Source organism: Nitrospira sp. BLG_2 (assembly GCF_049222245.1).
This window is the reverse complement of the sequence record NZ_JBLYIG010000699.1, coordinates 1-11,398: the sequence shown is the minus strand read 5'-3', so window position 1 is coordinate 11,398 and position 11,398 is coordinate 1. Positions and strand designations below refer to the sequence as shown.

Below are 11,398 nucleotides of genomic sequence, written 5' to 3'. Positions count from 1 at the left end.
CGTTAGAAAATGTCTCGCTGTTTGATCTGGTCGATGCGCTCAAGGAAATCCTGGAGCGGAATCCGAGCAGCCGGCTCATCGAGATTGTTCCCGACAATCTCACGGTTCGCGAACGGATGAACCTTATTCTGGAAACGCTCGCAGGCAAAGACTCGGTCTCGTTTGCTGCGCTGTTCGAGGGATCAAGCCACCGAATGGTGATCGTCGTGACGTTCTTGGCGTTACTTGAATTGATGAAACTGCGGGTTACTCGGGTATTTCAGGCAGAAACATTCGGACCGATTTTAGTCTCGCGGATGTTCTCTTTGGTGCCCGATCCGGCGGAGTTTGATGATGTCGATGTAGAATGGAGGGGAGTATGACTCCACTGACGATGGACGTGGTTCATCATGTGCCGGAAGCCGACGTGATGAATATTGAAGAAGTGAATGGATCGTCTCGTGATCAAGGCTTCGATGATAATCCGGTGCGCGGAATGGGCGAGCTGCAGGCGATTCTGGAAGCACTGCTCTTCGTTTCTTCAGAGCCGCTGTCCTTGGCGCGCGTTGTGGCTGTAATGGGGAACGTGCCGAAGGTTGAAGTGGAAGAGGCATTGCGAAATATCGGTCAAGCGCTCGAGAAAGAAGGGCGTGGGGTGCGATTGACTGTTGTTGCGGGCGGGTACCGTCTCGTGACGAAGCATGACTATGCCCCCTGGATCAAGCGACTGGACAAGGCCAAGACGGCGGCAAAACTGTCCAGATCCGCCCTAGAATCATTGGCGATCATTGCCTACAAACAACCGCTGGTGCGGTCGGAGATCGAAGAAATCCGTGGGGTGGAAACCTCAGGTGTGTTGCGTACTCTGCTGGAACGAAAACTGGTGAGAATTGTCGGTCGTAAAGAAGTCCCCGGCCGTCCAATCATGTACGGGACGACCAAATTCTTTCTTGAGCACTTCGGCTTGAGCGACCTTGCACAACTGCCGCCGCTTCGTGAGTTCAAGGAGCTTGGCGAGGCAGAACAATCACTTCTTCCGATGGAGTGCGGGGATATTTCAGTTCGAAACGAGTCGATCGAGACGCTCAAGACAAGTGAAGACCCCTCAATGAACGATGAGATTCAAACATCCGTCCCTCTCGATGAGGTATTGGATCCTCTTCCTATAGTTCAGTAATGAGCGACATACAAGTGGAATCCGGTGTCATTCATTCCTGGGCCACGGTCCCTCTCGTGATTTATCCGGCTAAGGAGTAGACTTCTTCTTTGTTGGTGGATGCTTGAGGCGCTGAAGTTCCGCCTCCTGTTCATCCACCTTTTTTCGAAGGGCTTTCATCTCTTCCTTAAAAGCCTGCAGGTCTGCGTCCTGTTTTCCAACCGGAGACGCTTGAGCAGGAATCGTTTGAGGTGGTGGCGCCGGAGCCGTAGCCGCCGGAACCGGTTGAGTAGCGCGAAGTGGAGGAGCCGCAAGTATTCTGGCCAGCAGCTGATAGTCGATCGCGAGCGATCGATCTTCGGATTTTCCAATCCAGCTTGATCGATCGTATGCGTCCGTACGCACGGCAGCTTCCGGCAGAAACGTGACCTCTCGGTCACGGAGACCGTCAGTGTCCGGGAGCGGGCGTGGTTCCTTTTGGCTGTCGTTGGACTTCTTCCCTGGGCGATGTCGGTACTGGGTCAAAGTGAAATGCAGCGACAAGCCGTCTGCGAATAGATAGCCGGATGTGGTTTCTCTATTGTGATTGGCCTTTTGCGACTGTGAAATTTCCGGAGTGGAGGAATAGAGGTGAAATCCCACCCGATGACTAGGAGTCGCTTGAGCGAGGGCAGTGGTAATGTGCGGGGCTAAGAACTCGATATCATCCTCGGAGAAGGTGCGAATATCGTTCAGGTTCGTGGACTTCAAGGCCTTACCCAATAGCAATAAGAGGCCGGTTTTTTCTTTCGTGTGTACGCCGCGCAATATATCTGCGACGGTTGTCTCGGACAACGTGATGGGATGTGCAGCTTGGAAAGAGGCGTCTGAGACATCCTCCAAGAACACAGCCCCATGGGCTGATTCGTGAATGGGTGTGGAGGGACGAGAGCTTGCACAGCCATCGACAATGAAGCTCAAATAACCAAAAATAAGCAGGCACAGTGCCTGCTTAGGGAAACAATATTGCGTGGAGCTCATGGCGTCGCGTCACACGTGTGAATAAAAGTTGCAGTGTAGCAGGAACATCCGGCAAAAACAAAAGGCTGAGGTCCTTCGGTAGATTCTTGACTACCCCTCAGGGGTGTTACCATCGTTCATTCAGGGTTTCCCCGATAGGATCCAGGTGATCCTTCTGGCATGGTGCATCACGATGTAGCGCAATGATTGATATCCCATCTTCTGTTCTGATGGATGAGAGCACAGATCGTCGATTAGGGGCTTCGTAACGCTAGGAGTGATTCTATAATGGTTCTAAAGCGTTAGACAAAGTATAATCATTTGGCTCTTTTTAAATAGTCATTTAGAATGCGTCATGTTGTCTATGATCTCATGCTTCGTGCGGAGGAAACGGGTTGAATGAAACAGGGGGCAAGTGGATCAGCAAATAGTTCGATGACGCCTTCCCAGTACAAGGTATATTGCAAGTAAACATTCACTGTGGGTCTCTCTGGTTAGTTCAGATAATTTTTGTTGGCTCCTTGGCGTTCATAAGAGTTCATGAGAAAGGAGGGAAATGCATTTGTTCACGACCTGGTAATTCCGTACAGCAGTCGAATCGAAGGAACTTTTTGCTCTAGAGGCTAATACAGGCGGCGATCGTTTGCGAACAGGCTCTAGACAGAATGAGCATCAACCGGAAGTTTGCAACTCACGGCATACGAAAAGGAGTGATGCACATGGACAAGAAAGCCCCACAGGATTCACAGAACGTCAAGGAAGTGGAAGCTCCTACCGGAGAGACTGGATCGTCGCGGAGAGAATTCCTAGGGCAAAGTGGACGCGTGGCGGCGGGAGTCGGTGTCGCGGCGCTACTGGGAAATCTCGGTAACTATGCCTTGTCCTATGCGGCCGGTGGTCCCCCCATCAAGATCGGGGTACTGCATTCTCTGAGCGGTACAATGGCCATCAGCGAAGTGTCGCTGCGCGATGTCGTGCTCATGGCAGTCGAAGAAATCAATAAGGCGGGCGGTGTCATGGGGCGGCAGATCGAGGCCAAGGTCGTCGATCCTGCTTCCAATTGGGACCTGTTTGCCGAGAAAGCCAAGCAGCTTCTTTTGGAAGATAAGGTGTCCGTGGTGTTCGGCTGCTGGACATCGGTCAGCCGCAAATCAGTGCTGCCGGTCTTTGAGAAGAACAACGGGCTGCTCTTCTATCCTGTCCAATACGAGGGGGAGGAATGTTCCCGTAACGTATTCTACACCGGGGCGGCGGTCAATCAACAAGCGGCGCCCGCAGTGGAATACTTGATGAGCCCCGAAGGGGGAGGCTACAAGAAGTTTTATCTCTTAGGCACCGACTATGTGTATCCTCGCACGACGAATAAGATTCTACGTGCCATGCTGTTGGCAAAGAAAGTGCCTGCCTCCAACATTGAAGAAGAATACACCCCGTTCCATCACCAGGACTACCAAACCATTTGCGGCAAGATCAAGAAGTTTGCTGCAGGTGGCGGGGCGGCCGTCATCAGTACCATCAATGGTGACAGCAATGTGCCGTTCTATAAGGAATTCGGCAACCAGGGATTGCGAGCGGAAGATGCGCCGATCATGGCTTTCAGCGTTGCCGAAGATGAACTGCGCGGGATGGATACCAGCGCCCTCGTCGGGCATTTGGCGGCGTGGAATTACCATCAAAGCGTGGATACGCCACAAAACAAGAAGTTCGTGGCGAACTTCAAAGCCTATTGTAAGCGAAATAATCTGCCGGATGGAGAAAACCGCGTCACTGACGATCCGATCGAAGCCGCGTATTTTGGCGTCTACGTGTGGAAGCAGGCGGTTGAAAAGGCTGGTTCTACCGAAGTGGACAAAGTCCGCAAGGCTGTCTATGGGCAAAAGTTTCTTGCCCCCGGCGGCCAGATCATGATGGATGAAGCTAACCAGCATACCCATAAACCGGTGCTGATCGGTGAAATTCTAAAGAATGGTCAGTTCAAGGTCATCTGGCGGTCCAAAGGATTGGTGAAGCCGGAACCGTGGAGCGAGTATACCAATCCTGAAAAGGGTTGCGATTGGATTAATCATCAAGGGACTTATCAAAAGAAATAAGAATCGGGACGCAGGCAGTATCCCTGTTTCACTGACCGTCCTGACGGTGGACACTGCCGGCAGGTAACAAGGCTGGAATCTTACTTATTTAATAGTGGGCAAGGTTCCGGATGTCCTGCCAGCAGCGTCTCGTCGAAAAAGCCATCGTAGGAGGTTAATTGGTGATAAGCCTGGCCGGAATCCCGAAGAAACTACTCGCACCCGTTCTGTTCGTCTTTTTATCCCTGGGATTTTTACCTCTGGGAATTGGCCTGCAGCCAGCGTTGGCGGTTGACGTGCTAGGACAAACGGCTTCGGCTAACCCTCCGTCTTCCAATCCAATAGAGCAAGCACTCATCGATCTTAAGAGCGAGGATGCAGCTGTCCGCAACAAGGCCGCAGAGGTCCTTATCGAGAAAGGGGACGCAAGTCTTATCCCTCGACTCGACGAGATCCGTGAAGTGGGCGGTCGTGCCGTCCGGCAAGCGGTGAAGCCTGTTGTGGATCTGCTCAAAAATCGCGCAAATCTAATGAGCGAATCACCTGACTCCAGGCGGTCGGCTGCGGCCGATCTCGCCTCGGCTGGGCGAATGGAGGCCATTCCTTATCTGAAGGAGGCGGCTCAGAGAGAGCAGGTGTGGTGGGTTCGGTATACCATGGAAGAGTCGCAGCACTTTCTAGAGCTGAACTCCGGCGATCCTGCCGTCCGGCTGGGAGCCGTCAAACAGTTGGGAGAACTGCGAAGCCTGAACAGCGTGCCAGCGTTGAAGGAGTTGGTCGAGGCGGCCAGGCAGGCTGAGGCAACTGATGAACTGAAAGCGCTGACGACCGCGGCTGAAGCTGCCATAGATCACATCGAGTCATGGTCCTGGTGGGCCGGTATCATGGAGACGATCTTCCGAGGAATCAGCTTGAGCTCGATACTCTTGATCATGTCTCTTGGATTAGCCATCGTCTTCGGATTGATGGGCGTCATTAACATGGCCCATGGCGAGCTGATGATGATAGGAGCCTATGCCACGTTCATTACGCAACAGGCTTTCATCACCTGGTTTTCTCCGGATGTCTTCGATTGGTATTTTCCTGTGGCATTGCCCGTCGCCTTTTTAGCGGCAGCCGTATTCGGATGGGTGCTCGAAGCGACCGTGATTCGCTTCCTGTACGGGCGGCTGCTCGAGACTCTCCTGGCGACGTGGGGAGTAAGTTTGATCCTCATGCAGGCCGCCCGAGTGTACTTCGGCGATTTGACGGCAGTCATCGCTCCCGGTGCGCTTCGCGGGGGGGCCCAGGTAATGGTGGGAGTCTATCTTCCATATAACAGAATCTTCATCATCGTGCTGTCCATCATCTGCGTCCTGGGGATTTACTTTTTGCTGTTTCGGTCGAACCTCGGGATTCGGGTACGGTCGGTCACCCAAAACCGCAACATGAGCGCTTGTCTCGGCATCCCGACTCGTAAAGTCGACTCGTATACCTTTGCTTTTGCTTCCGGGTTGGCAGGTATTGCTGGGTGGGCGCTCACGATGGTAGGGAATGTCGATCCGGGACTTGGCCAGAACTACATCGTCGATTCCTTCATGGTCGTGGTGACAGGGGGAGTCGGAAAACTTGCCGGAACGATCTGGGCGTCGTTAGGAATTGGAGGGCTGAATAAGCTGATCGAGCCGTTCAGCGGAGCGGTGTATGGGAAGGTTTTTATCTTGATCGGTGTGATTTTATTCCTCCAGTGGCGGCCGCAGGGCCTATTTGCGGCCAAAGGACGGAGTGCCGATGCCTGAACCAGTACCAGTTCACCAGGACAGTCGAGAGACACTGACGTTCTTCGCAGTCGGGGCGTTGTTCCTGATCGTCGTCCCATTGTTGAATGTGTTGCCCGCTGAGAGTTCCTGGCTGCACGTTTCCGACTTTCGTCTCAATCAGTTCGGGAAGTTTTTGGCCTTTGCCATTCTGGCTCTCGGGCTGGATTTGATCTGGGGCTATTGCGGTGTCTTGAGTTTAGGTCAGGGGGTATTTTTCGGCTTTGGCGCCTACTGTATGGGTATGTATCTGACACTGCAGATCGGAAAAGAGAGTGTGTACGGAAGTGAGCTTCCGGACTTCATGGTCTGGACCCAGGTCAAGGAGCTGCCTCTCTTTTGGTATCCATTCAAGAGTTTTATTGGCGGCTTCTTAGGGGCGATGCTTGTCCCGATGCTCTTCGCGACGATATTCGGGTTCCTGGCATTCCGTAGCAGAATCAAGGGCGTGTACTTCGCCATCATCACGCAAGCCTTGGCATTTGCGACCTGGCTGGTTTTCAATCGGAACGAGACGCGGCTCGGCGGCACCAATGGATTGACGGATTTTAAGCAGGTGCTCGGTTTTCGACTTTCCGATCCATCGACTCAACGGGGACTGTATATTCTGACGGTCCTGGCCCTTGCAGCCTCCTACTTGCTGTGTCGCTGGATTGTTTCATCGCGGGCAGGAAACGTGCTGATCGCGATACGAGACAGCGAATCGCGAGTCACGTTTTCAGGGTACACCCCCTGGATGTACAAGCTCTTTGTGTTTGTCGTGGCGGCAGGGCTCGCGGGATTATCCGGAATGCTGTACGTGCCGCAGGTCGGCATCATTACACCGGCACAAATCGGCGTCTTGCCGTCACTTGAGGTGGTCATCTGGGTGGCAGTCGGCGGGCGTGGCACATTGATCGGTGCTATCTTGGGCGCGGTGGCCGTTAACTATGGTCGCAGCGTGTTGACCAACTATTTCCCGGAGGCCTGGCCGTTTATACTTGGCGGGCTCTTTGTGGTGGTGGTGACGATGTTCCCGGATGGACTGGTGGGGATAATTCGGAAATTGAGCGGGCGGAAGAAGACGCACCAGCCTCTGATCAAGGCGGAAGGGAGTACGGCGGCGTGACGGACGGAGACCTGATTCTCAAATGCGAGAACGTAGTCGTCGACTATGACGGGTTCAAAGCTCTGAACAACTGCAACTTCAGTGTCCACTACAACGAGCTCCGTGTCGTGATCGGGCCGAATGGAGCCGGGAAGACTACCTTGCTTGATGTGATCTGTGGGAAGACCAAACCGACCTCCGGGAAGGTCATTTTCGATAAGGGTATCAATTTAGTCGGAAAGAACGCGGAGGATATCACGAAGCTGGGAGTTGGCCGTAAGTTCCAAGCCCCTTCGATCTATAGCAACTTGTCGGTCTGGCAGAACTTGGATCTTTCGGTTAAGCGGGCGAGCAAGGGAGTCTTCCCAACGTTGATGGGACGGTCATCACCGGCGGAGCGAGAGCGCATCGATGAGACGCTAGGAACCATAGGATTATCGAACCATGCCCATGATCGTGCCGGGTCCTTGTCGCACGGTCAAAAACAATGGTTGGAGATCGGCATGGTGATTCTGCAGGATCCGGCGCTCCTGTTGGTCGACGAACCGGTTGCCGGGATGAGTGATAAGGAAACGGAGCAGACTGGACGATTGCTGGGGTCGCTGTCCGAGAGGCATGCGATCGTCGTGATCGAACATGACATGGATTTCGTTCGACAGATCGCGCGCATCGTGACCGTGTTGGCAGAGGGAACAGTCATCTGCGAAGGAACAGTCGAAAAAGTTCAAGCTGATGATCATGTTCGGGAAATCTACCTTGGTCGGGCTAAGGTCGCGCATTAGTTTCACAACGGAACAGTCGACAATGGAACAACTCTCACCACGTTTAACGCTGGCGCTTGAGAACATCAATGCCTACTACGGCGAAAGCCATATTCTCCGGAACGTCTCCTTCACGATCGAGCCGGGAGAAGTGGTGTGCCTCATGGGGAGAAACGGGGTCGGCAAGACGACCACGTTGAAGACTCTGACCGGGTTGCTCTCTGTAAAGTCGGGGAAAATTATGTTCGACGGCACGGATATCACCTACGATCGCACGGATCTTCGGGCGAGAAAGGGACTCGCGTATGTCCCGCAAGGTCGAGAGATCATCCCGCACTTGACGGTGCATCAGAATCTGCTGCTCGGTTACTGGAACCGTCCTTCCATCATCGGGGATGTCTCCGAAAAGGAGGCGTTCGATGAGGTCTATCACCTCTTTCCGAAACTGACGCAAATCCTTCACCGACCGGGAGGCGTGCTCAGCGGAGGCGAGCAGCAGCAATTAGCAATCGGACGAGCAATCCTCTCCAGTCCGAAGCTTCTTCTTTTGGATGAACCGACGGAAGGGATTCAGCCGTCGATCGTCGATCAAATCGAGGACGTCATCATCGGCTTTAAGAATTCACGCCGGTTCGCGATTCTACTGGTGGAACAAGGGCTGCACTTTGCCGCCCGCCTTGCGGAAAAGTATGTCGTGATGGCCAAAGGGGCGGTGAAGGCGCAGGGCAAGAGCACGGAGTTGAATGCCGACATGGTGAGGCAGTACCTAACGGTATGAGATAGAAGTTAAGAGTTGAGTCGCCTTCCGGCTTCATGATAAATATCCATCCGCTTATTAGAAGCCAATCCACCTGACAATCGTTTATCGCGAGGAATGGCTTCGACTAACAGTTCCCAACCTAAGAGGGGTCGGGCAATGAAACCAGTTTTCATAAGCTTCCGGTGTTGTGATCGGGATCCATATCCCACCTCTCTGCGTACACAAAACCAAATATCATCGAATCATTAGTCGTTTGAACACGGGTGCATGTCAAGCCCTAACCTGACAGAGGAGGAACTATGCGTCTAAGTCCGAGAGAGCAGGACAAGTTGATGATTTATGTCGCGGCGCAGCTTGCGACCGATCGCAAGAAACGAGGACTGAAGTTGAATCATCCCGAAGCGGTCGCGTATCTCACAGCTGCTGTGTTGGAAGGTATCCGCGACGGGAAAACTGTGGCTGAGTTGATGACCTACGGCACTCAGCTTCTGTCTCGTAAAGACGTAATGCCCGGCGTGCCGGAGATGATCCGTGATTTTCAGGTGGAAGGGACATTTCCGGATGGCACCAAGCTCGTGACTGTTCACAATCCGATACCATAGATTTCGATCTCATTATTCACGGGTCTGTCCAGTGAACGAAAGGGAATAAAGTAACATGAAAAGGAAAGAGTCTCAGGATTACGGAGAGGATGTAGGAAAGCAAAATGTTCCCCAGAAAACTGGAACGTCGAGACGACAGTTTCTCGTGCAGAGCGGACGCGTGGCGGCAGGAATCGGTGCAGCCTCGCTCTTGACTAACCAAGGGCAGCATGGGTTGGCATTTGCTGCAAATGAATCCCTGATCAAAAAGGTCAGTGGGGCAGGAGGAGCAAAAATGAAAAAACAAGACGCGCCACAGAGATCAAAAGAGGCCTTAGCTGCCGCGGTCAAAGCTGAGCTGTCCGCCCCTATCGTGCCGGGGGAAATTATGACAGTGGCAGGGGATATTGAAGTCTTCAAGGGACGAGAGACGAAGGAAGTGACCGTCAAGAATGCAGGCGATCGACCGATCCAGGTCGGGTCTCACTGCCATTTCTTTGAATCCAATCGCGCGCTCAAATTCGATCGTGAACAAGCGTTCGGGTTTCGGCTGGCCATTCCAGCCGGGACGGCGGTGCGGTTCGAGCCGGGAGAAGAGAAAAAGGTGCCGCTCGTAGCGTTTGCCGGTAATCGACTTGCTCAGGGTATCAATGGCTTGACGGATGGATCCTTGGATGATCCGAAGCTCAAAGCCAAGGCGGTGTCACTCGCGGCTGATCGTGGATTTGGAAAAGGAGGCTCACGGTGAAAATTTCGCGCAAACAATACGCATCTTTGTACGGTCCCACGATCGGCGATCGTGTTCGGCTTGCCGACACGGAACTCATCATCGAAGTCGAAGAAGATTTGACTGTGCCGGGAGAAGAAGCGGTCTTCGGCGGCGGCAAGACCATTCGTGACGGGATGGGTCAATCCGCTCGGGCTACCAGCGCCAGTGGTCAGCTGGATACCGTTATTACTAACGCGCTCATCCTTGATTATACCGGGGTCATCAAGGCCGACATCGGCATCAAGGACGGCCGTATTGTCGGTATCGGAAAAGCTGGAAATTCCGATTTGATGCCGAATGTCACACCGGGCATGGAAATCGGTCCTGGAACGGAAGCGATCTCGGGAGAAGGCCGTATCATCACGGCCGGCGGGATCGATTCGCATATCCACTTCATCTGTCCGCAACAATGCTGGGAAGCCCTGTCTGCCGGGCTGACCACGATGATCGGCGGCGGTACCGGCCCCTCGAGCGGGACGAGTGCGACGACCTGCACACCGGGGCCATGGAACATCCATCGCATGCTGGAAGCATCGGAGGGGATTCCCATCAATCTCGGTTTCTTTGGAAAGGGTAATGCGTCACGACCAGAAGGGTTGAATGAACAGATTGAGGCCGGTGCGCTCGGACTGAAGCTGCATGAAGATTGGGGCACCACGCCGGCTGCGATCGACACCTGCTTGAATGTGGCGGAGCGTTACGATGTGCAAGTCGCGATCCATACGGACACGCTCAATGAGGCCGGTTATCTCGAGGATACCATCAAGGCCATCAAGGGGAGAGCGATCCATAGCTTCCATACGGAAGGCGCGGGCGGCGGTCACGCACCGGACATTATAAAAATTTGCGGCGAGCCGAACGTGTTGCCGTCCTCGACCAACCCCACGATGCCGTTTACCATGAATACGATGGATGAGCATCTGGACATGTTGATCGTCTGCCACAACCTGAACCCGCGGATTCCGGAAGACGTGGCCTTTGCGGAGTCCCGCATTCGCCGTGAGACCATCGCCGCAGAGGATATCCTGCACGACATGGGAGCCATCAGCATCATGTCGTCGGACTCGCAGGCCATGGGCCGTGTCGGGGAAGTCATCACGCGCACGTGGCAGACCGCCCATAAGATGAAAGTACAGCGTGGGCACCTCAAGCCCACGAGCGGAAAGGATTCTGGTCAGAACGATAACTTCCGGGCCCGGCGCTATGTGGCCAAGTATACGATCAATCCGGCCATCACGCATGGCATCGCCCATGAAGTCGGGTCGGTGGAGGTCGGCAAGATCGCCGATCTCGTGATCTGGAAACCGGAATTTTTCGGGGTCAAGCCGGAGATGGTGTTGAAGAGCGGCTTCATCGCTCAAGCTCAAATGGGCGATCCCAACGCGTCGATTCCAACGCCGGAACCGACGATCAGCCGACCGATGTTCGGCGCATTCGGCCG

The 11,398-nt window shown here is 53.9% G+C and carries 11 protein-coding genes; 10 read left to right on the top strand and 1 reads right to left on the bottom strand.

Annotation, left to right across the window (positions count from 1 at the left end; genetic code table 11):
* Both ACOSYY_RS18465 and scpB read left to right on the top strand, forming a co-directional pair.
* The coding region (locus ACOSYY_RS18465; protein WP_421664320.1) for a segregation and condensation protein A at positions 1–362 on the top strand (362 nt) is incomplete at its 5' end.
* The gene (gene scpB, locus ACOSYY_RS18460) at positions 359–1,156 is read left to right on the top strand and encodes an SMC-Scp complex subunit ScpB (protein WP_421664319.1); all 798 of its coding nucleotides are present in this window, start codon (positions 359–361) and stop codon (positions 1,154–1,156) included. The genes ACOSYY_RS18465 and scpB, both read left to right, overlap by 4 nt.
* A gap of 69 nt (positions 1,157–1,225) precedes the next feature.
* On the opposite strand, the gene ACOSYY_RS18455 is transcribed toward scpB, so the two are convergent.
* Entirely contained in the window at positions 1,226–2,155 is a 930-nt protein-coding gene (locus ACOSYY_RS18455) for a hypothetical protein (RefSeq protein ID WP_421664318.1), read from the bottom strand.
* 698 nt (positions 2,156–2,853) lie between these two features.
* Between ACOSYY_RS18455 and urtA the strand changes: the two genes are divergently transcribed.
* The 8 genes from urtA to ureC form a co-directional block, all read left to right on the top strand.
* Positions 2,854–4,224: an urea ABC transporter substrate-binding protein gene (gene urtA / locus ACOSYY_RS18450; RefSeq protein WP_421664316.1), complete on the top strand. Its 1,371-nt coding sequence runs from the start codon at positions 2,854–2,856 to the stop codon at positions 4,222–4,224.
* A gap of 161 nt (positions 4,225–4,385) precedes the next feature.
* Positions 4,386–5,981 (top strand): urea ABC transporter permease subunit UrtB, encoded by a 1,596-nt coding sequence (gene urtB / locus ACOSYY_RS18445; RefSeq protein WP_421664321.1) that lies wholly within the window; start codon positions 4,386–4,388, stop codon positions 5,979–5,981.
* Complete coding sequence (gene urtC, locus ACOSYY_RS18440; RefSeq protein WP_421664315.1) at positions 5,974–7,107, top strand: urea ABC transporter permease subunit UrtC; 1,134 nt, start codon at positions 5,974–5,976, stop codon at positions 7,105–7,107. Before urtB ends, urtC begins: the two co-directional genes overlap by 8 nt.
* Positions 7,104–7,868 (top strand): urea ABC transporter ATP-binding protein UrtD, encoded by a 765-nt coding sequence (gene urtD, locus ACOSYY_RS18435; RefSeq protein WP_421664314.1) that lies wholly within the window; start codon positions 7,104–7,106, stop codon positions 7,866–7,868. Before urtC ends, urtD begins: the two co-directional genes overlap by 4 nt.
* A gap of 22 nt (positions 7,869–7,890) precedes the next feature.
* Positions 7,891–8,625 carry an urea ABC transporter ATP-binding subunit UrtE gene (gene urtE, locus ACOSYY_RS18430; protein ID WP_421664313.1) on the top strand — a complete coding sequence of 245 codons (735 nt, stop codon included), beginning with the start codon at positions 7,891–7,893 and terminating at the stop codon, positions 8,623–8,625.
* A 281-nt stretch (positions 8,626–8,906) separates the two neighbouring features.
* Positions 8,907–9,209: an urease subunit gamma gene (locus ACOSYY_RS18425; RefSeq protein WP_421664312.1), complete on the top strand. Its 303-nt coding sequence runs from the start codon at positions 8,907–8,909 to the stop codon at positions 9,207–9,209.
* Positions 9,210–9,264: 55 nt separating this feature from the next.
* Positions 9,265–9,936, top strand: coding sequence for an urease subunit beta (ureB, locus tag ACOSYY_RS18420; protein ID WP_421664311.1), 672 nt, complete (start codon positions 9,265–9,267; stop codon positions 9,934–9,936).
* Positions 9,933–11,398, top strand: a 1,466-nt coding sequence (ureC, locus tag ACOSYY_RS18415) for an urease subunit alpha (RefSeq protein ID WP_421664310.1), incomplete at its 3' end; no start/stop codon positions are given. The genes ureB and ureC, both read left to right, overlap by 4 nt.